Annotated in this window: 21 protein-coding genes; 2 read left to right on the top strand and 19 right to left on the bottom strand. The window is 69.0% G+C overall.

Features of this window, described 5'->3' with window-relative positions; all coding sequences use genetic code 11:
* Positions 1-9: 9 nt before the first annotated feature.
* The 19 genes from ACIBG8_RS42990 to ACIBG8_RS42900 all read right to left on the bottom strand — a co-directional run bounded on the left by ACIBG8_RS42990 (position 10) and on the right by ACIBG8_RS42900 (position 20,331).
* A complete protein-coding gene (locus ACIBG8_RS42990) occupies positions 10-2,259 on the bottom strand; it encodes a DUF6519 domain-containing protein (RefSeq protein ID WP_397349023.1) in 2,250 nt (749 codons plus the stop codon).
* Positions 2,260-2,269: 10 nt separating this feature from the next.
* Entirely contained in the window at positions 2,270-4,231 is a 1,962-nt protein-coding gene (locus ACIBG8_RS42985) for a hypothetical protein (protein ID WP_397349022.1), read from the bottom strand.
* Between the two features lie 2 nt (positions 4,232-4,233).
* Positions 4,234-5,778: a baseplate J/gp47 family protein gene (locus ACIBG8_RS42980; protein WP_397349021.1), complete on the bottom strand. Its 1,545-nt coding sequence runs from the start codon at positions 5,776-5,778 to the stop codon at positions 4,234-4,236.
* Between the two features lie 10 nt (positions 5,779-5,788).
* Entirely contained in the window at positions 5,789-6,148 is a 360-nt protein-coding gene (locus ACIBG8_RS42975; protein WP_397349020.1) for a GPW/gp25 family protein, read from the bottom strand.
* Entirely contained in the window at positions 6,145-6,528 is a 384-nt protein-coding gene (locus ACIBG8_RS42970; RefSeq protein ID WP_397349019.1) for a hypothetical protein, read from the bottom strand. The genes ACIBG8_RS42975 and ACIBG8_RS42970 overlap by 4 nt, the downstream gene beginning before the upstream one ends.
* Positions 6,528-7,241, bottom strand: a complete 714-nt coding sequence (locus ACIBG8_RS42965) for a phage baseplate assembly protein V (RefSeq protein ID WP_397349018.1) — start codon at positions 7,239-7,241, stop codon at positions 6,528-6,530. The genes ACIBG8_RS42970 and ACIBG8_RS42965 overlap by 1 nt, the downstream gene beginning before the upstream one ends.
* Positions 7,238-8,356, bottom strand: coding sequence for a phage late control D family protein (locus ACIBG8_RS42960; RefSeq protein ID WP_397349017.1), 1,119 nt, complete (start codon positions 8,354-8,356; stop codon positions 7,238-7,240). The genes ACIBG8_RS42965 and ACIBG8_RS42960 overlap by 4 nt, the downstream gene beginning before the upstream one ends.
* Before the next feature lie 10 nt (positions 8,357-8,366).
* Complete coding sequence (locus ACIBG8_RS42955; RefSeq protein ID WP_397349016.1) at positions 8,367-8,870, bottom strand: hypothetical protein; 504 nt, start codon at positions 8,868-8,870, stop codon at positions 8,367-8,369.
* A 5-nt stretch (positions 8,871-8,875) separates the two neighbouring features.
* Complete coding sequence (locus tag ACIBG8_RS42950; protein WP_397349015.1) at positions 8,876-9,508, bottom strand: hypothetical protein; 633 nt, start codon at positions 9,506-9,508, stop codon at positions 8,876-8,878.
* Positions 9,509-9,552: 44 nt separating this feature from the next.
* A complete protein-coding gene (locus tag ACIBG8_RS42945) occupies positions 9,553-9,906 on the bottom strand; it encodes a hypothetical protein (protein ID WP_397349014.1) in 354 nt (117 codons plus the stop codon).
* 8 nt (positions 9,907-9,914) lie between these two features.
* Complete coding sequence (locus tag ACIBG8_RS42940) at positions 9,915-10,898, bottom strand: hypothetical protein (protein WP_397349013.1); 984 nt, start codon at positions 10,896-10,898, stop codon at positions 9,915-9,917.
* Positions 10,895-11,968 (bottom strand): hypothetical protein, encoded by a 1,074-nt coding sequence (locus ACIBG8_RS42935; protein WP_397349012.1) that lies wholly within the window; start codon positions 11,966-11,968, stop codon positions 10,895-10,897. The genes ACIBG8_RS42940 and ACIBG8_RS42935 overlap by 4 nt, the downstream gene beginning before the upstream one ends.
* 2 nt (positions 11,969-11,970) lie before the next feature.
* Positions 11,971-14,175, bottom strand: coding sequence for an ATP-binding protein (locus ACIBG8_RS42930; RefSeq protein WP_397349010.1), 2,205 nt, complete (start codon positions 14,173-14,175; stop codon positions 11,971-11,973).
* Positions 14,172-15,011, bottom strand: coding sequence for a Pvc16 family protein (locus tag ACIBG8_RS42925; RefSeq protein WP_397349009.1), 840 nt, complete (start codon positions 15,009-15,011; stop codon positions 14,172-14,174). The genes ACIBG8_RS42930 and ACIBG8_RS42925 overlap by 4 nt, the downstream gene beginning before the upstream one ends.
* Positions 15,012-16,205: 1,194 nt before the next feature.
* On the bottom strand, positions 16,206-17,108 hold the full coding sequence (locus ACIBG8_RS42920; RefSeq protein WP_397349008.1) for a hypothetical protein: 903 nt from the start codon (positions 17,106-17,108) through the stop codon (positions 16,206-16,208).
* A gap of 2 nt (positions 17,109-17,110) precedes the next feature.
* The gene (locus tag ACIBG8_RS42915) at positions 17,111-17,611 is read right to left on the bottom strand and encodes a phage tail protein (protein WP_397349007.1); all 501 of its coding nucleotides are present in this window, start codon (positions 17,609-17,611) and stop codon (positions 17,111-17,113) included.
* Between the two features lie 16 nt (positions 17,612-17,627).
* A complete protein-coding gene (locus tag ACIBG8_RS42910; protein WP_397349006.1) occupies positions 17,628-19,565 on the bottom strand; it encodes a phage tail sheath family protein in 1,938 nt (645 codons plus the stop codon).
* 13 nt (positions 19,566-19,578) lie between these two features.
* A complete protein-coding gene (locus tag ACIBG8_RS42905) occupies positions 19,579-19,863 on the bottom strand; it encodes a hypothetical protein (RefSeq protein WP_397349005.1) in 285 nt (94 codons plus the stop codon).
* An 87-nt stretch (positions 19,864-19,950) separates the two neighbouring features.
* On the bottom strand, positions 19,951-20,331 hold the full coding sequence (locus ACIBG8_RS42900; protein ID WP_397349004.1) for a hypothetical protein: 381 nt from the start codon (positions 20,329-20,331) through the stop codon (positions 19,951-19,953).
* 66 nt (positions 20,332-20,397) lie between these two features.
* Here ACIBG8_RS42900 and ACIBG8_RS42895 point away from each other — a divergent pair, with 66 nt between their 5' ends.
* Together ACIBG8_RS42895 and ACIBG8_RS42890 are read left to right on the top strand one after the other, a co-directional pair.
* Positions 20,398-22,425 carry a peptidoglycan-binding protein gene (locus ACIBG8_RS42895; protein WP_397349003.1) on the top strand — a complete coding sequence of 676 codons (2,028 nt, stop codon included), beginning with the start codon at positions 20,398-20,400 and terminating at the stop codon, positions 22,423-22,425.
* A 242-nt stretch (positions 22,426-22,667) separates the two neighbouring features.
* The gene (locus ACIBG8_RS42890) at positions 22,668-22,802 is read left to right on the top strand and encodes a hypothetical protein (RefSeq protein ID WP_397349002.1); all 135 of its coding nucleotides are present in this window, start codon (positions 22,668-22,670) and stop codon (positions 22,800-22,802) included.
* Position 22,803: the final 1 nt, after the last annotated feature.

Genomic DNA, 22,803 nt, shown 5'->3' with positions numbered 1-22,803 from the left:
GGGCCTTTCTCAGAGTGCGGTGATGAACTGCTTGGAGAAGAGGTCGAGGTTCCCGCTGCGGCTGCTCAGCCAGAACAGCAGCACGGTCCCTCCCGGTCCGGTGAGGGCGAACGGCTGGTCGTCCACCGCGGCGGAGCCGGTGATCTGGCGCGACGTGCCCCAGCTGTTGGTGCTCTTCAGGTGGCGCTGCAGCCAGACCGCCCTGGTGGTGCCGACCCCGGTCAGCTGGCTCCAGAACAGCCATACGGCGCCCTGGGCGTCGCGGACCGCGCCGGGCCTCGCGGCGGCCGCGCCGGTGACCGCGACGGGAGGCGGCTGGACAGGCCACGTCGCCGGGGCGGGCAGCGGGACCCGCTGGTAGGACACCGACGCCGCGGCGTCGGTGCCACTGCGCCAGAACACCCACACGGCCTCGCTGCCGTCCACGAGCACGAACGGCTGCTCGTTGGCGCCGCCGCTGGAAATCGTCTGCTCGTCGAGCTGGAGCGTGGTCGGCCGCAGCCGGAGCAGCCGGATGCTGAAGTTCCCGCCCCCGTCATCGGCGCGGAAGGCGGCCCAGACGTCCCCGCTGCCGTCCACCGCCGCGGAGAAGTCTCCGATTCCGCCCGACAGGAGTGCGGCGGTGGCCGCGGACAGCTGCTGCGCGGTGGCGTCCACGAAGGTGTTCGTGGCATGGCGCCAGCGCCGGTAGAGCCAGGTACGGGCGGCCCCGGCGATCTGCTGCCATAGGAACACCACCACCTCGCCGGAAAGGACCGCGAACGGCTGACGGTCGGTCGTCGCGGCCGAGGCGACCGCGAACTCCGTCGCGCCCGCCAGCGCCTGCGGTGTGCCGCGCTTGGCGAAGATGTCCTGCCCGGCCGTCTCATAGACGACGATCAGGTCTCCACCGGGCAACGCGACGGAAGCAGGGAAGGCGTGCGCGACCGGACCGGGGGTGACCTGGACCGGTAAGGTGGTCGCGGCCGAGCCGGGTGCGTTCAGCGGCCATCTGGTCAGAAAGACCTGGTTGACGTTGGCCGCCCGACGGGAGTGCCAGAGGGCCACGACGTCGCCGCCGGCGACGGTGAAGGCGGTGGACATGAAGTCCTGGGCGGCGGCGGGCGCGATCGGGGTGTCCGGTGTACCCGGCAGTTCGCCGCGCATGAGCGCGTTGATGGCCTCCCTCAGATTCGTCAACGGCCGGTTCTCGCCGCGCCTGTAGCTGTCCGCGCTGGTGCCGAAGACGTCTTCGATGAGCGTGCTGGGCGGCACGAGCAGGCTGCGCGGACGCAGGTCGCTCATGACGCCGACCGCGGGAACCCCTGCCTTGCGGGCCAGGACGGCCAGCGCGAGGTAGGAGTGCTGCGGCCTGAAATCGGAGTCACCGGGTGCCGGAACCTTCGCGGCTCCGGTGCGGACCCGGACCGCCCACTCTCGCCTGACCCGCACGCATGACTCGACGCCGATCAGCGGGTTGACCAGCGAGTCGTCTTCCGCCGAGGTGACCTCACGGTCCCAGACGTCCAGATACACCAGGTCGTCGCGGTCACCGGCCGACAGCGGCTGCACGACCGGCACGCCCCACTCCGCGGCGAGCACGGCATTGTCGAACAGCGGCTGGGAGCTGTATGTGAATTGGGTCTCGGTGACCGCGTCCCTGCCATCGACCAGGCAGCGTCCCGCGCCCTCGGGCGTGCCGTCGCCGCCCATGACCGCGAAATCGTCACCGGCGCCTGCTGAGGCGGCTACCCGGCTCACCGCCGCATTGGTCGCCGCGACGACCTCGGCCGCGGTGGCCGCACCGATGGTGGCGAACGCGCCCGCGGCGAACGTCACGGTCTCCGGCGCCGCCCCGTCGGCACTGAGCACCAGTGTCAGACCCGCGGCCAGCGCGAACGGCTGCGCCGCGACGCCGGTGAGCTGGGCCGGATTGGACCCGCTGCGGGTCGCGCTCCGGTTCGCCTGCGTGAAACCGAGCGCGGCGGCGGCCGTGGACGCACCCACGTCGACCGAGACCGAGGTCTGGCCGGGAACCGAGGACCGGGACGCCAGCCGGATCGTGCCGACGCCCCCACCGGGCAGAGGGGCGACCAGGAAGCCGTCGTTTCCCGCGGGAACCCCGTCGCCGACGAACCATTTGAGAAAGGCTTGCAGCTCGTACCGGCGGATGTCCTCCTGCTCGTTCCAGTCGGCGTCGACGATGGGCACACCCTGCTGCAGCCGGACCCCGACGTAGTGCTTCATCCGGTCGAAGGTCGTTCGGGAGAAGTCGCCCACCGTCGGACTCCTAACTCGGGCTGTCGATCAGAATGGCGCGGACGTGGGCGGGCAGGAATGCGCTCAAGGCCTGCCTGACCTGGTCGAGCTGGGTACTGCGGCCCGCCTGGTTCGGCAGGTCGATCGCCGTGCTGAGGAAGATCCCCACCGCGTCGTAGGCGTACCGGTCGGCGTCTGTGGGCAGGCCCACCCGTCCGGCGGAGTAGGTATAGACGGCGAAGTCGCTGAGACGGCCGCGTAGCGCGAGCTTCGCGGTGTTGCGGGTGTCCACGGTGGTGCTGCCCGAGTAGCGCCGGTCCACGATCCGGGTGGCGCGGTAGACGTCGCTCGCATAGGTCACCGCACGGTTGGAACCCGTGAAGAGCGACAGCCCGGACGGGCTGGGCAAGACTGCTGGCCCGCGTTCGGAGTGCGGCCCCGTGGTGACCTGAGCAGGGGTGGCCCACATGCCCGCTGCCTGGTCGAAGACGCTCTGCCAGATCGACCACGCACCGCCGCGGTTGGACGACCAGAACAGCTCGATCCGCCCCGCGACGGCGGCGGGCGCGGGTTCCCGGTCGTCGAAGGCCGTGGGAACGATGGAAAAGCGGGTGACCGCGCTCCACCCGGAGGCGTCGGCTACCAGGGTGCTCTTGGTCCGGTAGACCACGGTCCAAGGGCCCCCGGCCTCGCGGCAGGCCCAGAACAGCCACAGCCGGGCGGCGGACCCGGTGACGCCGCCGATCGCGATCGGGTCGTCCTCCACCCTCGGGGACGCGCCGCCGTCGAGCGGGAAGGTCACCGGCTGGCTCCACGCCGTCCCGTCGTGCCTGGCGTAACGGAAGATCCACCCCCCGGACCGACGCTCCTGCCAGAAGAGCCAGATTCCTCCGGACGCGTCGGCGGTGGCTGCGGGACGGCGCCGCTGGACGCCCGGCGCGCTGAAAACAACATCATCCGACCACCCGACACCGTCGTGGATCCGGTACCGGATCTCCCAGGCTTCCGCGGCCTGGTCGTAGACGGACCAAAATGCCCACAGCAGTGTCCCCTGGACTGCGACCGTGGGATGGAACTGTGCTTCTGCCGAAGGCGACAGTGGCCGGCTCGGACCGAAGCCGTCGGCGGCTGCGCTCTTGAACCTGATCTGCCACCGTCCGCCGTTGAGCGCGTGATACACCAGCCACCGGGTGCCGGAGGAGTCCGTCGCAGCGGCCGGACGGCCCTGGTGGGCGGTGTCGAGCGACAGGGGCGCCTCCGGCGTACTCCAGGTACCGGCCCCGGACCGCTGCCGCATCCAGAGGGTGCGCCGTTCCGGAGCGTTGGAGTGCGCGACGTTGGCGCCGTACTCCTTGGTTACGCAATCGCGGCCGAGGATCCTCTTGACCGTGGCCTCCACCGTCGGCACCAGGCCGATGGCCCGGTAGACGGCCGGCGCGTTGCGCACCTCAGCGCGCCGGGCACCCAGGTCGACGCTGAGATCCGGCCGCCACCCGATCCACTGCGCGAGCAGCGACAGCAGGGCGCCGTCGACCCGGTCCACGTCGTGCTGGTTGAGGAGGGCCTGGGCGAGGCTGCGGAGTTGGTCGAGCTGCCCGCCCGGCAGGTCGAGCATGCGGCGCAACAGCCCTCGGGTGTCATAGCGCAGGTAAAGCGCCGGGAGCAGCGCGTACATCTGGTCCGCGTAGCCGAAGGGTGAAGTGGCCGGCGCGGCCACCCGGTTCTCCTGGTCGAGGTCGAACGCGGGCGGGCTCCCGGTGAACGGGAACAGCCGGTAGTAGTAAGTCGTCTCGCCCTTGAGCCCAGTGTCCACGCAGCGGGTGAGGCCCGTACCGTGCGCCACGAGCACACCGTCAGTCGGGGAACCCGGATAGCCGTCCGCCCTGCGCATCACCCTGACCCCGGGGAATCCAGCAGGAGCAGGGTCGTCCCAAGAGATCACGATCTGGTTGCCCGCAGGGTGCGGGGTGGCAGTGAGGGAACGCAGCCGCATCGTCAGTACCCGCCCTCGATGGTCAGCTTGATCCCGCCGGTGTGACCGCCGACCGGGATCTCGTTCGGGCCGAGCGCTAGCCGCCCGGTGGGCTCGACCGTCCCCGGCGGCTGCCGGTCCAGGCGGAACTCGGTCACGTTGGCGAAGACGATGCCGGGAACCGCCTCAATCGCCTCGTACACCTTGCTCAGGTAGAGCACCTGCCCGAAGTCGACGGACGCGAAGTCCAGCAGGCCGCCGGCGGACGCCGTGACGGCCTCCTCGACGGACGTCCGGGAATAGAAGCTGTCGACGCCCACGACCGCTGTCACCATGACCGGCACGTAGTCGACGTCGGCTACCTCCACGACGGTGGTGATCGCCCGCTTGTCCGCGAAGTACGCCAGCAGCGATGCGGTCAGGACGTCGCTGACCTGGCCGCCGTCGGCCGGTGCGACGTACAAGGTGACCACGTTGCGGCGGTCGGCTGAGGCCCGCACCTTGCCGACGCCGTTGACGTTGAGCGCGAGCGCCCGGTAGTCGTCAGCGGTCACCGCTCGGTCCATCGAACGGAAGACCGCCGGTGCGTTGGCGACCGCGTGCTCGATGCTTTCCCGGTCGGCGCCGCCCGTCGCCGGCTCGGGGTTGATGACCCGGGCTCCGGCCACAGCGAGTGCGGGGGCTTCGACGACAGTGTTGACGGCACCGGCAGCGACGTTGCCGTGCGCGCCGCCGCCGACCCGATATGTGGCGAGGATCGTGCAGCCGACCGGCGGGATGGAGCCGGTTAGCCTTCCGTCGCCGAACCGGAGCACGCCCCGGTCGTCCTCGTCGATGTCCAGGGTGTAGTCTCGCTGGCCGCCGCGGCTGAACGCGAGGCTGCGCTGCGGCGTCCAAGACTGCGCCGCGCCGCCGAGCTCGGTGCGCACGGTGATATCCGGGTTCGCCGGGCTCAGCGAGCGCAGGATGACGCCCGTCCGCAGGAGCGGGAAGCGCTGGTCGGCAGAGCCGTCGGAGGTCCCCACCACCTCGTCGGCCACCAGTCGGCCCTCCTCGACCGGGAGGCCGGCCGAATAGATCTTCCGGGTCGGGTCTGCGGGGTCGGGCGGCAGCGTACCGAGATCGAGGGTGAGGGGCGCGGCGCCGTTGTACTCGAAGCGCACACTCGGCCTGCCCGGCAGGTTCTGCGTCGCGAAGGCCGCGCCGCGCCCGATGACGACGGTGCCGGTGGCGTTGCCCGGCACTGACACCGTCAGCCGGGTCGCAGAGGGTACGGCGGTCGCCATCCGATACCCGATGAGGCCGAGATGGGCGATCACGCTGCGCCGTGTCTGTGCCGTGCCCAGGAAGCTCTCGTTCGCGACCCGATCCTGGTAGTAGCTCAGGATGTCGCCCATGTGAGCGAACAGCTGCAGCAGCACATTGCCGAAGTCGGCTTCTGCGGTGTAATCGGTCCACTCGGGCAGCTTTTCGGGGATCAGCGCCCGCATCGCCTGGAGCAGGCTGTCGTAGTCCCTGGCCATGTAGTCGATGACCGGGCGGCGGTCGGGGTACTGGATGTCAGCCATGAGTGGCCCCTCACCTGAAGGAGATCCGGAGCGCCCTCGGGGTGAGCGCAGGGCGTTCGGCGTACCCCACCTCGATGGTGATCAATTCGCCCGCGGCGGCCACGTCGACGGCGCCGACCACGATGTCGTCGCCTAGCCAGCGGGTCAGAGCCTGGCCGATCGTGAACTCCAGAGCGGCGACCAGGACGCCGTCATCTGGTTCGAACACGAGGTTGAGCAGTCCGCAACCGAACTCGGGCAGGTTGACGCGCTCGCCGGGAGCTGTCAGCAGCACCTGGATGATCTTCGCTCGGACCGCGTCGTCGCCGCGGCTCACATCCACCGACCCGTCCGGGCCGATGGCGAAGGGGAATCCGAAAGCCGTGGTCATCGCACCCGTCCCGTCCCGTCGTTGTCTTGGCTGAGCGCGACCACCACCGCGGGTGCAAGGGAGACACCGTGGACGTGGGAGTTCGGCGCGGCGGGTCCGGTGCTGCCGGACACGGGCACGCTGACCGTTCCAGAGACCGTCACGCCGCCGATCTCGAGGTTGGCCACGACATGGTCGACGACCCCTTTGGCGACGGCGAAGGAGAGCTTGCGCCAGCCGTCCCGTGCGGCCTCCAGCGCCTGCTGCGCGCCTGGCCGCGCATCGGCCTTCGCGCCGTCCACGGCCGCCAGGAGCGGTGGGGAGAGCAGCAGGTCCACCTGGGTAAAGATCTCTTTGGCCAGGCCCGCGTCCGCGGCCGGGGAGCCGATCTCCAGCGCCATCACTCCACCTTGTGCTTCGTCGAGAGCGGAACGTCCAGGCTCATGGGGGCGGTCGGCGGCGACGTTGGCGCGCCGAGATTGCCGACGTGCGTGTGGGTCGCGAGCGCGGTCATGAACGAGGCGACCTGCGTTTGGAATCGGGTGCCGAGCACCAGCGCCTCCGTCGCGCCAGAACCGCCGATCAGGACGCCACCGGTGCCCACCTTCACCTGGGTGCCGCTCGTCTTGATGGTGATCCCGTCCTGGTCCATCATGATCACGTTTCCGTGGGCGGCCTCGGTGATCGTGACTAGCTCCTCGGAGTCCTTGTCCTCGAACTCGATCGTGTGGCCCTTGGCCGTTCTGATGATCTTGCGGGTCGGCGGGTCCTGGGCTGAGCCGCCGGTCTTCGGCAGCTCGGTTGCCCCGTCGGGCTTGCTCCAGAAGGTCCCGACCCAGATGGGGAACTCCAAGTCGCCCTCCTCGTACTCGACCCACACCCCGGCCCCGGTTGCCGGGACGAAGAGCATTCCCTGGTCGGCCATGCCTCCGTACGGCACGCACGGAGTGGCCCAGCCGGTGACGGCCTCGGGACCGGTGACGCTCGGCACGCGCAGCCGCAGCCTGCCGAGCCGTTCAGGGTCCGCGTTGTCCACGACGAGGCCGCGGTACTTGCCGAAGAACTGGCGGTCCGTTCGCTGGACCAGATCGGCGAGGACCCGTTCGAGCGTCATACCGTGCCCCCTTGGAGTCCGGCGGGTTCAGTGAACTGCTCGGCGCCCGTCGGCATCAGGCCGTTGCGTCGCGCCGTGAAACGCTGGATGTAGCCGTCGGGCGCGAACACATGTGTCACGTGGGACACGTAGTAGACGCCGCTGTGCATCTCGCCGACCCCTTTGACGGTCACGGTTCTGCGTGGCCGCAGCACGTGCCCGTAATGGTTGGCGACGACCTCGCCACGGCCCTCGACGAACCAGTCGCTGCGGTCGTGCAGGCTCTGGCACAGCACGGCCAGCTCGGTTTCGCCCGTGGCCGGCGCCTGGGCCAAGACCGTGCGCGCGGGTGGAAGGCCGGCCAGCCGGAGCTGGATGCTTCCGGCCAGCCCGAGCAAGGTCTGGGGGCTCGTTGTCGCGGCGCCGGTCACGATCTCCTTTGAGGCCCTGGTCAGCTGGCTCATCGTTACCTCGGTGGGCGTGGTTGCGTTCACCTCCGCCGAGAACCGGCGCAGGGTCGTCGCCTCGCCGAAGTGGGCGGCGAGCACAGGTTGGGGAGGCCCGTCGAGCCGGGGCGCACGGAAGAAACCGGTCGTGCCCTCGACGAAGCACTCGAACCCGTTGCGCAGCGCCAGCCGGGTCAGGAACTGCATGTCGGTCTCACGCTGGATTACGGTGGAGACCGGTTCGTCGTGGCTGACCTTGGTGTCCTCGACATCTGCGCGGAGCCCGTGGGCGCTGAGGATCTCGCGGGCGATGTCGCTGTCCCGCCGGTTCGGCCAGGCCTTGGACACCTCCTGACGGTCCATCAGCGTGCTGCGGTCCACCGCCCAGACCTCCAGCGAACAGCGGCCCGGATCGGGGTCGAAGTCGGGCCGCAGATGGGTGATCACCGCGTCGATGAGCTCCTCGGCGGCTCCCGCGAACCCGGCCATGATCTTCACCTGGCCCCAGACGGCCAGCCGCTCGTCATCGACCAGCGTCCAGCCGCCTTCGGACCGCTGGTCCATCACCAGCCGGAGCCGGAGCATCGCGGCCAGCTCGTCGTCCAGCTCGACCTCCAGTCCAAGCAGGCTCGGGTACAGGTCGTCGGCCTCGATGCCGTCGATCTCGATGCGGAAGTTCTCGGTCTGCATGGCGCCCCCGCTAACCGCTGATGTCCGGCGGGATGACGATCGGCTTGCCGGTTCGCCCGGCCTGGACGGCGCGGACCACCGGGTGCCCGCCTGCCTGGAACACGGCCGCGATGTCCTGCACGGAGAGGTTGAGCCGGTTGAAGGTCACCAGCAGGGTGGTGTCGCCCTCGAGCACCGCGCGGTCCACGCCGACCAGGGCGCTGACCGCCCGCACGAGGGCAGCCGTCGGCGTGCCGGTCATCTCGAACCTGCAGATCAGCACCGGCTCCGCGCCAACCAGCTCCTGTGGGGACAAGTAGTCGGTATTGGCGTCGCAGATCCGCCACCAGGAGCGGGGCTGCCGGTAGTAGTGCGCGGCGAGCGCGTCGAGCCTGTCCCCGTCGGCGAGGGTGTGCTGGTACCGGCCGGTGACCGGACCGGTGGCCCGGAGGTCCCGGGAGCTGAGCCGCCGTCCCGCGGCGTCGATGGTCACGACGTCGGCGAGCGGCCGGTATCGGGAGATCTTCGAGAACACGGCGCCTACCCCGGGACCACGACGTTGGCGGTGTCGGCGACATTGCCCAGATTGAGCACGGACATGGCCTCCTTCATCGCCTTCGAGTACAAGTACGGCATGCTCTTGCCCTCGATGACTGTCAGCCCGAGCGTCGCAGTCGCGCGGATCGGATTCAGATCGGGGCTGTACAACAACTCCGTGATGTTGAGCGTGGTGATGTTCACCGGCAGCACACGCTTACGCCCCCAGACGAACAGCGTCAGCGGCGGGTTGGGCCGCTTCGTGAAGCTGAACCCGCCCGGCGACCCCAGCAGCGCACCCACCGCCCGCCCGATCAGGCTCTCCTCCTTCGGATGCACCATCAGCTCGAGCGTGGACAGCTGCGGCAAGATCCCGAACTGCTCGGTGACCGTGTCCCCCTCATCGAGCCGCCCACTGGCATCCAGCCGGACCTCCAGCCCGATGACCTCCTCCTGCACCACCACCTGCTGCGCATCACGCAACTCGCTGAGGCTGTCGTACTTCCGATGCATGTCCCGCAGCGAATTCCCGCCCCCGGCGGGCACCGAATACGTCAGCGACCGATTCCGAGTGACCTGCACCGGATTGAACTGGAACACCACGAACAACGGTGGCAGGCTGAGTCCGAACTCCACCAACGCCCCCCGCAATACCTTCGGCCGATTCGAAAGGCCATCAGTCACGACGCACCTCCGCCGGCGGAACGCATGACCGTCGCGTGCTCGCGACGGTCGCCGTCCTGGTAATAGGCGCTGACCTCGACCTCACCGGGTCCGGGGTCTGCGATTTCGCGCTCTCGCCCGTAGAACGTGTGGGGCTGCAGCACAACGAGGTCCTCTTGCATGCCGAAGGTGGCCTCCACCGAATCGAGAAGCACCTGATGGCCCGACGCCGCACCCAGGCGGAATTTCGGTCCGACGAACGCGTTCCTGGATATGGTGACGGCTTCGAACCCGTCGTTGAACAAAATGGCTCTCGCCCGGAAAGCGTCGAACGGACCCTCGGGGGCGGGTATCTCGATCTCGACTCTCATCGCCGCTCTCAGATGGGGTTGGGTTCGGCCGGTAGACGTGCGATGTGCAGGAAGTTCTTGCCTCCGGCCACACCCGGCCCCGCATCCACCGGAAAGGTGGGGGAGGCCAGGTCGGCCACGTCGACGCTGCCCATCGCCCGGTTGGCGGCCGCGTCGTCTCGTTGGAACTCCTTGATGGTCTCCGGCCATCGGACATACTCGCGTAGGTCTCTCTTGGCGCCCCATCGCGTGAACGCGGTGCGACGTGCGAGCTTGCGGATCAGCAAGGGGTCGATGAGCCGGACATAGTGCGCCTTCGAATTGTCGACATGCAGCTGCTCATGGGCTGTGGCTCTCGCGGCGGCGGCCGCCGTCAGATACCAGCCGTTTCCTTGGTCGCCGGCGCCCGAATCGACGAAGGACCGTGTGACGTCGACGTTCCCGGTTCCTGGCATTACCCAGGCCTCGGAATCCTTGAGCGCCCCATGCGAAACGGACTCGAACACCGGGACGACCTCCGCTTGAATGGAGCCCGCGGGTTGGTTGCCGTGGGGGCCTGCGCCGCCTCCTCCCGCGAAGACGACGTTCCCGGTTCGGCCACCGTCGGTGAACAGGAGCGGGCAGCGCCAATGCCCCGGCCCGGGCGGATGCCCGTACGGCACGGTTTCCGTCCGGCCTGTGGCGGAGAAGCCAACCGACGGTACGCACGTGTGCCCGGATTGGACGATCGAGATCTCTTCGTCCACGAGTCCATCCGACCCCACCAGATGCTCGAGGACCTCCGCCGGACCGGACTCATCCTCCTGCCGCTCGGGCTCCGGTTGGTTGACCTGCTGCAGGTACCGGTTGCCGAGGATCACCTGGCCCGCCATCTCACCGAACGCAGATGCGAGCTGGGGATGGCGAGCGTAAGAGTGAGCTTCGGCCCGGTTCGGCCCGAAATGGCCCACGATCTCCTGCGCTGTCGGCATCCGCATTCCCGATCTTCCTTTCATGTATCCGGTCGCCTTCACTTGAGAGAGTCCATGTCGATGTCCGGGGGCTTCCCGTTGGTGGAGCGCCACATGCGCGCGAGGACCGCGGGCCCGTCGATCCCCCGGAAGCCCACGTTGTGACTCTCACGGAAAAACCTGTTCTGGCCGTCGAGGACCAGGACGGCATGGCCGCCCATCGCCGAATCGAGGATCACCACCTTGATGAACGGTGTCTCCGCGGTCTTGAGGGTCTTCTCCTTCTTGAGCGCCTGGACCGCCGCTGTTCCGCCCACGTCCATGGAGAGCTCCGCAGACAGGAACTCGAATGCCCAGTTCTCCACCGGTCCGACCCGGTCTCCTTCGGCGTAGCCGCGCGGCAAGTGGCCGTCGACGCGATAGTTCAGGCGCACGATCCCGGGGTTCTGCATCGGATACGGGTCCGCGACCTGGCGATTGGCTCGGATGAGCAGCTCCGCATGGATGAGATCACGGATTCTCGCCACATCGGCTGTCGGGATCCCCCCGGAGAGCAGCATGATGTACTCCGGCTTGAGCAGACGCTGAAGGATCATCATCCGGACCCGGCTATCGGCCCAGCCCTCGGCAGTGATCGTGCCGAGCGCATCTCTGGTGACCCGGTCGACCTGGGCGCCCATGTGGTCGGTCACCGCAGTGATGAGGTGGTCCGAGGCCCATTTGACGAAGGCGGGACCGTTCTTGGGAAGGGTGCCCACCGCGCCGACCGCGATGCCCCCGAGACTGATGATGAAGGCGGCGCCCCCCGTCTCGAAGCACGCCAGCGCCCAGATGAGGTTTCCAGCCAGGGCCGCTGCCCAGGCACTCCATCCGGTGTCGCTGACCGTGGATACGGCGTCCGCCACTCCGTTCTGTGCCGCTCCGCGGTAGTTGTCGATGGCCTCGAAAGCGATGGTCCGCAGCTGGCTGAGCGGCCTCTCATCCGGTTTGGCCGTCTGCTGGAGATGCTGGTTGCCGAGCACCGCCACCGGATCCTTGGGGGCCTGCGTGGTCTGGGCGCCGCGCACCGGAGCGGCAGGGTCTCCAGCGGCCGGTTCGCGGTCGGTCTGCGCATGTGCGGGACGGGGCGCCATGCTCAGTGGCCTCCTCGGACGAGGCGATACTGCGGAAGCGGCTCATCCCAGAGCTTGCCCAGTTTCTCGTACTCGCGCCGGACACCGTGCCGGACGTGGCGGAGCTCGATGTCGCGGACATCCTCCGCCGCGGCGAACGCCGCAGTCAGCACCGCGTTCCTGATCCCGGCCCCGGACAAGGGATACAGGGACGCGAGCATCCCGAGGTCGACCTCGGGCGAGATCCTCGCCTCGGGCGGGAGATGCGCCCGCCAGATCAGGGCCCGGCTCACCTCGTCGGGGAAGGGGAACTCGATGACGAGGCGGAGCCTTCGCGCGAACGCCTCGTCCATATTCTCGCGGAGATTCGTAGCGAGGATCACCACACCGTCGTGCTGCTCCATCTTCTGCAGCAGGTAGCTGGTCTCGATGTTGGCATAGCGGTCGTGGGCGTCGGCGACTTCGGTCCGCTTGCCGAAGAGAGCGTCCGCTTCGTCGAAGAAGAGGATCGCGTTGCTGCTCTCGGCCGCCCGGAAGACGGTTGCGAGGTTCTTCTCCGTTTCACCGATGTACTTGCTCACGACCGCCGACAGGTCGACCGTGAACAGGTCGACGCCCAGCTCACCCGCGACCACCTCGGCCGCCATCGTCTTGCCGGTGCCGGGAACGCCGGTGAACAACACGCTCACGCCGCGACGCCGGCTCATGATGCGTCCGAACCCCCACTCCTCCAGGACCAGAGTCCTGTGCCGAACCTGGGCGCACAGCTCATGGAGCTGCCCCAGCTGCGGAGCGGGCAGGATCAGGTCGTCCCAGGTCCGACTCGGCGCGGTCTTCAGCGCGAGATCGCCGAGCTGGTGACCGCCCTGCTCCCGACATGCTGCGAAAAGATCTTCGAGCCCTAACGGCGGGGTGCCTCGCCGGCCGTCCGCGACGAGCGCGGCCTCGTCCGCCGCCGCAGCAATCTGATGTGGCGTCAGGGTGAAGGCTCTGGCCAGCTGAGCCGCCCAGGATGGGTCGGCGGCCGGTAGGGAGCCGCGCATCGTCGCCCGCCAGGCGGCTTCGCGTACCACCGTGTCAGGGGCCGGTATCTCCACGGCGTGGTACCGCAGCGTGTCTGGTACGCCGGGAAGCATCGCTGACTTCTCAGTACTGAGGAACGTCAGCGGGCTGTACTCGGCGGCGGCCCTGCTCATTACGGTCAGGACCGCGGTGCCGAGCCGTGCGTCGGAACACGTCAACTCGTCGATGCCGCCCACGTAGATCGCGGCCTGGTGTAGCAGGCACTCCCGGAATGCGAGCGGCAGGAGGGTGAGGGCGTCCCGGCCGCGCCCGATCCAGGCGGCTGCGTCGACGACGATCAGGGGGCGGCCCAGGCCGGCGCAGATGTCCGCGGCCAGCTGGCTGTGGTCCGCCCCCGCCTGATCGCGCAGACCGAGAACCAGCGGTCGCGGGGCGCCGAAGTGGCGGCGCGCGAGGATCAACAATCTGGTCCTGAACCAGGATTCGGTGACGGCTTCTCGAAGGCAGTTCACCGGACGCTTCACGGTGACCGCGTCGGCCAATGCGTCGTCGACGGTGGCGTGGCCGTGGATGAATCTGGTGATTCGGTCGTTAAGCCTCAGGAAGCGCGACACGTCCGTCGAGCCTGACGGGTGGTATCCGTCGACCACGGGTTCGAGAATGCCCTTCCGCATGAGAGTCGAGTCTGGAGCGAGCAGCGGCATGGCCTGCCACATGGATGGCGGTGATCCGCACAGCAGGCGCAGGATCAGGTCGACACTGGGCCGTTTGCGCGTGGCATCATCCTGCAGATAGGCGTAGAGCCTGTCGTAACGGCGATCGATCTCGGGTGCGAGGCAGATCATGACGGCGTCGCGCTCGAACCCGCACAGCCCGAACACTCGGCAGAGTCGGTCGAACGGCAGGTCGATCCCGCCCTCGGCACTCGCGGCCACTCGCGCGGCGATCTCGGTTTCGACCACGCCGTCCGGTGCCGAGGCGGGGGCGTCCGGTCCGGGGAATCCCTCGTCCAGCAGGCGGTCCACCTCGCCGTCCGACACGAGGATGTGGTTGCGGGCGTCGAGGCCCGACCGTTGAAGCTCGGTCTGCCGGAGGTTGCGCACGAGCTGTGCGATGCGCTGGTCTAGGACTCTCAGATGTGCGGTGATGTGCGTGAAACCGTCCGCGTACGGACATGCCGTCTCGGTCGACCGGTCCGCGGTCACGGTGTCACCTCGAGGAACAGTGTCCTACGGGTGAGTCGGGAGATGTCCACGCGCAGTTCGTAGAAGCCCTGGGCCAGGGCTGTGGGGAGGGTCACGGTGAAAGCATCGGCCGTGAGCGCGTGGGCGGTGAGCAGCGGGGTGCCGGAGAGGGAGACGTCGGTCTGCCAGCCTGCGAGGCCCGTGCCCCCGACGGTGACCGTCCGGCCTGCCGGCCCGGCGACCGGGTTCACCGTGTCGATCGTGGGCGGCGCGAAAGGCGCACGGACCTCGGGGACGCCTACGGACCTGACCCGTTTCGGCGTCGAGCGCTGAGCCTCCGCTGCCTGGTCGAGCTGAACGACCGAGACCTCGTAGAGCACCGAGGTGCGGAAGGGCTGGGTGAAGGCGCCCCACAGGTTGGTGAGCTCGTCCAGATCGAGGGTGTTGAGGAAGATCTGGATGCGCTCCCTCATGTTCTGGAGGCCAGGTACGAGGTCGGCTGGGGGGATCACCGGGTTCACATGGAACACGCGCATCGCCTCGCCGAGGATCGCGTGGGCGGCGGCGTTGCCGTTCTGGGCGTCGTTCGGGGCGTACGCCGTCATGAGGTAGTAGAGGTTCAGTGTCAAGGGAGGCGGGGCCAGCCGGTCGGGGTTGCCTCTGACAACCTGCCAATCCGCGTTCTTGAAGGTCGGATTTTCTTCGATCTTGTAGAGGAAGAGGTTGATCCGGCGCGGGCCGCCTGCCTCGTCGGGTGCGAGGACGGTCACGGGCACCGTCGGTGTCAGGGTCATCTCGCCGGTCAGCAGGCCACGCAACGATTCGCTGACCATTCCGATGGCCGTCGCGGCGCTCATCGGTGCCCGCCTCTACGCCGGCGCGACCCCAGGTACCTGCGCTCCCAGAACGCCGGCGGCGCCCGATCCGGAGGCGGCGCGGGCCGCGGCGCGGCGGGTGCCACCGGTGTGACGGTCTCCGGCGGACGGGTCAACTCCGCCCACGGCGTGGCCGCCATGCCCTCGACCTTCTCCGCAAGGATGGTCACCGTGCGCCGGAGCTGGTCCACACCGGGTGTCGCTCGCAGATCCGCCTGCGGCACCATCTGGAGCGCGGACGCCACCGGCAGCGCCACCGCCGGTATTGGTTCCGCGATGGCCGGGGATGGCGCCGCCTGCGCGATACGCGATTGCCGGAGCGGGACGGCCGCAGGCGCAAGCGACTCCCGCGGCGGCTCGACTGCCGGTGGGCGCGATTCCCAAGGCGGCACGACCACGGTTGCGGACACCATGAACGACACCGGCGCGCTGGGTGACGCAGGAGAAGCCGACCATGTGCCCTGTTTCGGGGCCTCCGGCGGCGCGGGAGCGACCGGCAGGACCTGGGGCGTGGGGGCGGTTGCCCGGGAACCGCGGAGAAGCCCCGATTCCGAGGGGACCGGAGCCGCAGGGGCACTCGACACCGTGGCCGGTCGCGGAGGATCCTGCGCGGGCGGTGATGCGGGGGCGGTGGGCTCTTCCTCAGGGATGGTGGGCGCTTGCCCGTGAGACTCCTGCGTAAGGTTCGGCGCCACCAGCTCGACCGGCGTCACAGCGGGCCTCGTTGCCTGCGCGCCCACCTCGGGACGCCCGAGGGGAGCCTCCGGGCAGGCGTTCTCAGAGTGGTCGTATGGGCGCAGTTCGGGGCCGGGAGCACCGGGGACAAGCGGTCCTGTTGGTTCGAAACCGGAAGCGGGTGAGGTGGCTTGCTGGAACGAGTAGGGCACGGTGACCACCGGCGCTCGCGGTCCGTCCTGGACGGACAGACGAGCAGGGTCTCCGGCTGCCGATGCTGATTGCGGGGCAGAAGGGAGCGGAACCTCCCGTGCCTCGCTCCGGGGTGCGCCGAGACGGGTCTCCACTAGACGCTCGAACTCCAGCTCGTGGACCTCGGGAGGCGGTGAATTGGCGGCGGTTCCGAGGACGCCGAGCAGGGATCGGACCGTGTCCCGGTACCGGAAGGGCGTGGCGCCGTCGAGGAGCGCCAGGAAGAGGGGCCCCGGGTAGGGCGGCGGGTCAGAGGTCTGCATGGGACCGCTCGATCTCGTCGGTGAGCATGGCCACGTACCGGCGCCTCCGCTCCCGCGGCATATCCATGATCTCTTGTTCGCTCCAGTGGTAGTGGTAGGCGAGGTAGTGGAGCTCGCCGCGCAGCAGGCCCGCATTCACCCGCAGCTCGCCGAACAGGAAGCTCTGGATCTCGAACGGCACGCTGTAGCCGTGGCCGCATTCCGGACAGGTGGACTCCATCGTGAGGTCCAGCTGAGGCGCGAGTTCGGCCATGCGCCGCTCGACGGCAAGCCGCGCCCGCGGTGACAGTCGTGCGACGAGTTCCGGCGGCGCCGGTTCGAACGGGCCGATCCGGAGAATGCATCTCTCCAGCAGGGCGGTCAGTGCCGCGGCGTCGTTCTTCTGCAGCACGGCTGAAAGTGCCTCCTGGTCACCCCCGTGGGGCAGTCTGAACACGAGCTCGCGATGCGTCCCCCCGTCGGCCCGCAGGCCGTCCTGCGTGTCCAGGGTCATCGGGAATTGGGGGCCTTTGTCCGCTGACTCGACGACGGGGATGTCTGCGGTGTCGAACTCGACGTCGATCCGCCTCCCGCACTCCGGCCGGGGGCAGGCGATGCTGGACCTCACCGCTGTGCCGAACGTGGCCTCACGCACTTTCAGCAGCAGGAACTGCCGGTCGGCGACCAGCAGGCCGCGTGCCACCTCCGGGGTGACCGGGGTGATGGTGCCGATCCGCCGGACGCAGCGGCTCAGCAGCGCGGTCACCAGGACCGCGCTGCCGCTTCCGTCCGCGAGCAGCTCCTCGTCGCGGCCGGTCATGGCGATGACCTCCGCCTCGCGGTGGATCCGCCCGCGGCCGTCCGCGTAGCCGCCGGGCAGCACGGTGACCTGCCCCGATATCGTCATCACCGTCAGCTCTCCGTCGGCTCGGTGACCGAGGCGTCCCGTTCCCAGCCCTCGTTCTCGAGCTTGAGCACCTGGATCATCACGGCGTTGCCCGCGGCGTCCAGCTCCGGAAGCGCGGTGTACTCCGACACCCAGCATCGGAACACGTTGTAGACCAGCACGGTCTTGCCCTGCAGGTTGCACACCTCGAGGGTGATGTCCTTGCGGAAGGACCTGAGTGACATGTCCGCCTCGCCCTGGAAGTTGTTGACCTTGTTGGCCCAGTTCTCGAACGTGCCGTCGTGGGTGACCCCGGCCGACAGGGTGATGGGATCGTAGGTCGTCTTGCCAGGGATCTTGTGCGGGACGCTCTGGTCGTTGGCCTCGTACCAGGTGGTGACCTCGGTGGTCTTCTTGAGTGCGCTGCACTTGCTCAGCCCGGCGACATACTGGCCGTCCCATTTGATCTTGAATTTGAAGTTGTGGTACGGGTCGAACCGTTCCGAGTTGACCGTGAACCTGGCCATGCCGCGTACTCCCTCCTCAGACGGACTGCCCGGCCTGCTGGCTGATCCGGACGACCACGTACTCCGCCGGGCGCAACGGTGCGAATCCGACCAGCACGTTGACGATGCCGAGGTTGATGTCGTCCTGCGTGGTCGTCTCGCCGTCGCACTTGACGAAGAACGCCTGCGCGGCCGTCGTGCCTTGGAACGCGCCGCGGCGGAACAGGGTCGTCATGAACGAGCGGATGTTGAGGCGGATCTGTCCCCATAACGGCTCGTCGTTTGGTTCGAACACCGCCCACTGGAGGCCCCGGTAGATGCTCACCCGAAGGAAGATCGCCATCCGCCGGACGGGCACATAGTTGTACTCCGCGTCGGAGGAGATCGTCCGAGCGCCCCACAGGACGACCCCGGAGGAGGCGAAGCTCCGCACCACGTTGATGTTCTTCGGATTGAGGTTCCCCTGCTGCGTATCTGTAAGGTTCACCGCCAGCCCGATCGCCCCGCCGAGGGCGAGGCTCGTCCCAGCCGGCGCCCGCCACGCGCCGCGCTGGGAGTCGCTGCGGGCGTACACGCCCGCCACATAGCCGGACGGGGGTACCAGGACGGGCTCGCCAGACGGGCCGCCGGGGGCGATCATCTTTATCCACGGCAGATAGACCGCGCCGTAGGAGTTCTTCGGGCTGATCAGTGCCATGAACGCTTCCGCCCCTGGCACTGTGTCGGTGTCCTGGCTCATGTCCCCGATGAAGAAGCAGTCCGATAGGGGACGTCTTGCGCAGTAGTTCACGCCCTCTCCGACCAGGACGGGGGATCCGACACCGGGCACCGCGATCAGGTTCACGTCGTCCAGGCCGTTGAGGCGCTGGAAGGCATTGATGTAGGGCACGTCGCTGGTGACGGGGTCACCGTCTGAACCGGCTCGGACGGATGCCACATCCGGGGTCGGGGCCGTGTTGTCACCCACGAGATACAAAATGCCGGAGGGGTTGGCCCGCGGGCGAGTCACGGCGGCGCCGACCGTCTCGACTCCACCGTTGGCCTTGCCGAGGCGCAGCAGTCCGGTGGCGTTCTCGCCGGCGTTCGTCGAGTCGGCAACCCACACCGACGACCCGGGGGCGGCGAAACCGGAGCGCAGCAGCAGGACACCACCGTCCACCACGCAGGTAAACCCGGCGAAAGCCGAGGCATTGGTCGAAGAGCGCAGCCTCGTCAGGGCCCGTACGGTGAATTGAATCGCTCCCGCCAGGTTCGCCGCCGTACCGAGGTCGGTCACCTGGCCGGCGCCGCCGCCGACGGCCGACTGGAGGTTCACCTCCTGGTACCCGTCACCGTTGACGTTGACGGCGAACAGGGTCCGCGGCAGGCCCGTGAGCGGCAGCGGAGCCGTCGCACCGCGGCTGGTGCCAGCCTGCACGTTGGTGTTGCTCTGGCTCACGGTGACCCGGATGTAGGCCGATGACGCGGTCACTGTCTCCACGAAGTTCGGGGCGCCCGGCACCATGCTGACGTTGGCAAAGGTCTCCACCGGGGTGGGCTGGTCCTGCCGAAGCACGCTGAGGTTGAACTCGTTCGCGGCGTCGGTCGTGCCGTCGGCCACTATCAGCGCCAGCGAATTGCCCCAGGCGCCGGGCGAGCTCGCCTCGACCGTCAGGCTTGGTTGCGCGGTGGTGCCGCGGTCCCTCAACACGATGTTGGCCGGCGTGCTGTTGGCGCCGGTCACCCGCACGATGTAGCACTGGGAACCGCCGTTGTTGAAGAACTGGAACACCGCGTGGGTGAGGAACGAACCGCTCAGGAAGTCGCCGTAGAGCCTCTGGTACTCGGTGAAATTGAAGATCTTGACGGCCTCGGTCAGGCTGCCCTTCTGGGCCTGTCCCAGGAAGGCAGCGGTGGACGTGCCCGCGGCGGCGATCGGCCTGACACCGCTCGACACCTCGTCCACATAGACGCCGGGGTAGGAGACGTTGGCCATCGTTGTTCCACCTCTACTGCTCGTTGTCGGGCGCCGGCTGGCGGCGGCCCCGGCGAGGTTTGGCCTGCCGGTCTGCTTCCGCTTCGTGCTCGTCAGCAGGTTCGGCGTCTGCGGCCTCGGCCTCCGGCCGGGTCACCGCGATCACCGTCGCGTCACAGAGCCGTTGAACCTGGGGGTTCGCTTCGATCTCGACCGATTCCGGCTCGAAACAGTGGCCCGGCGGAAGGTGGACCACGGCTCCGCTGTTCAACATCAGGGTCACCAGGCGAGACGTCAGGTTCTCCAGCCGGACGGTCATGTTAAGGCCTCCTGAGGGCGCCGCGGGGCCTCGAATGCTATGGCCAGGACCGTCCCTGAGGCCTCGGTGAACCACCTAGGGATAGCCCTAGCCTTGGTGCTCCTCCGGCTCCGGCGGACGTAGGGCCGTCTCCAGCTGCCTCGTCAAGGCGAGTGTCTGCTCCCCGCTCAGTGTCCTGACCCGGGTGGCGCTCAGCTCCACCTCCGGCCCGCCGTCCGGCCGCTTCACGGTGATCTTCACGTCGCCCCTGCGATAGCGCAGCCAGGCGATCACCACGCTCGCCAGGGCGGCCACCACCTCCGGCGCGTCGGAGATCACGCTCACCGCCTCGGCGACGGGCCCCATCGAGCCATCGGGAGGTGGGTTCTCGACCAGGCGGAGTGCAGGACGCAGCCCGGGCTCCTGGCGCAGCCACTCGTACAGGTCTCGTACCTCGGCAGGCGAACCCGCCACCAGCTGCACGCTCACGGTCCCGAGGTTTCCCTAGTGCGCTCCCTGAGGCAAGGGGCGCGCGCTCGTGCCTACCGTCGGGGCATGCTGGAAGACCTCGACCAGGTGCTCACGTGGCTGCTCGCCGTACTCATCCGGCCGACCTCGGGCCTGTACGGCGAGCTCGACCTGCAGGACGGCGACCGGGACCCGCTTCCCGGCGTCGTCGCGCGGTACGGCGGGCAGGACCGCCCCGACGTGGCGAGCGCCACGCACGTCCGCGACCTGCACCGGGATCTGCGCGAGCTGGGCATCCTCCTCGCCCCGGCCGACGACACGACCTTCACCAGGCGGACGCGGTGGGCGGTGCAGGAGTTCCAGCGGTACGCCTCGCTGCCCGACTCGGCCACCCAGCGCCTGCCGGACTCCGCGACCCTCATCGAGGCGGCCACGGCGGCGAGCGGCACCATCAAGGCCGGCCCGGCCACCGCGTTCCCCCCGCCGCCGTTCCGCGTGCGCGTCGACGCGGAGGTCCTCGACGTCACCGGCATCGCGGCAGCGGGCGAGCTGACCGTGACCCGCGGCGCCGAGGACACGGTGGCAGCCGCGCACGCCTCGGGCGTCCAGGTGGATCTGGTCCGCTGGTCGGACCGGCTCGTCGCGGTGCCCGCCCACTTCTACGAGCGCTACACCGAGGCGATCACCGGCGTCGTCAACCCGTGGACCCGCTTCGTCCTGCGCAGGTGGAAGGATCAGCGACGGCGCTGCCCGATCGTGGTCGAGGCGTGGCAGATGAAGCAGGGACAGCCCGACCGCATCCACCCGTCCGGGGACAACGTCTGGGGGCACAAGGACGTGCCCTCGAACGCGCCGCGCTTCTACGTCCGCGACCTGACGCGCACCTGGCAGCGCCAGAACCGCCCGCCCGCCGCCCCCGCCCATCCCGAGCTGGACGTCACCGGCGACTGGGCCCGGTACCTGGAGGTCTGGGGCGGCCCGCGGGCGACGCCCAACGCCGGTCACACCTGGCGGCCCGAGGCGGAGATGCTGCCCGAGCACCTGCTGCCCGGCGGGCCGTTCGCGCCGTCCCTGCAGCGGCTCATGGACGCGGGCGACCGCGGCAGCCTCAGCACCTACCTGGTGGTGCGCGCGGTGGCCGAGGTCGAGGCCTACGGCTACTTCGACGTGCTCAACGCCTTCGACAGAGCGTTCATCTCGCTGGGCCCGTGCCACTGGACGGCAGGACCGGCGAGCGATCCCCTCGACGGATCCCCCGTGGCGGACGGTGAGCTGTGGGCCTTCCTCAGCTACCTGAAGGCCGTCGACCGGGACGCGTTCGACCAGGCCGTCGGCCGGTTCGGCATCGGGGTGGCAGGCGAGTGGGGTGAGAACGGGCGGGACCTGTTCTACGCCAACCAGCGCAAGTACGTCTCCCGCCCCACGGTTGCGCAGGAGGACGGGTCGATGCGGGTGCTGCGGCAGGTGGTGGGGGAGTTCGACGCCTTCCGCAGCTGGCACTGGTTCTACCGCTTCCAGATGGCCGCGCGCACGGTGGAGGGCTTCCGCCGCAGGATGTGGCACATGGCGCGGCTGCGGATCCGCGACATCGGCGAGACTCCCTGGGACGGCCCTGCCGACCAGCCCACCTGGACGGTCCCCGATCCACAGGGCGCACGGCCGGCCCGCATCAAGGACGTGATCACCTCAGAGCGCGGCATGGCGCTGGTCTACCGCTGGCACATCAGCGCACCGGCCAACATCGTGGCCGGCGGCCCCGCGAGCGAACCGCAGCCCACCCGGCGCATCGGCCGCGCAGGTCCTGTCCTGCGCGCGATCTACGACAACGCGGCCAAGGAGAACGCCACCCTCTTCGCGGGCGCCCCGGACACCTGGACGGACGCGGCTGAGGAGGCACTGATCGCACACCTGCTGACGCATCCGGGGCAGGGCCAAGGGCTGATCGACACCCTGAGATACGTGCACGACTGGCCGCGCTGGGGCGCCAACCCCAGGGGCTACACCCTCCCCGCGACGATCCTGCCCGAGGCGGCGGACGGTCAGGGCCGCAGGCTGAGCACGGCCAGGCACTCGTTCGCGTTCGACGCCGCCGACCTCCCCCTCCCACCCCTCTGACCTCGCCCAGGCCGGGAAACTCCACCCGCTGGAACTGGAAGAGTCGTGGGCACCTTCGAGTCCACCCCCTCTGGGGAGCCGTCCACACTCGTGACAGTGAGCGGGTCGGTGGAAGGTGGGGGCCAAGACGGTTGACGGTCCAGAAGAGTGACCGTCAAACGCACGTAGAAATCGGACACCTGGGGACATCCCCTAGCTGAACCCTGGGGTGTGGCGCACGGGCTGCGGCCTACGTTCGAGAGGTGCGCTACGTAGTGGACATCTACTACACAACCGACGGAATGCACGGCGAAGTGACCACCGAGGGCGATCCCACGCCAGTCCCGTTCCACGGCTGGCTGGACCTCCTGCGGCTGCTCGAACCAGCAGAACCCTAGA

The sequence above is a fragment of the Nonomuraea sp. NPDC050556 genome (genome assembly GCF_044457355.1).
Taxonomy (GTDB): Bacteria; Actinomycetota; Actinomycetes; order Streptosporangiales; family Streptosporangiaceae; genus Nonomuraea.
This window is presented reverse-complemented; position numbering and strand designations above follow the sequence as displayed.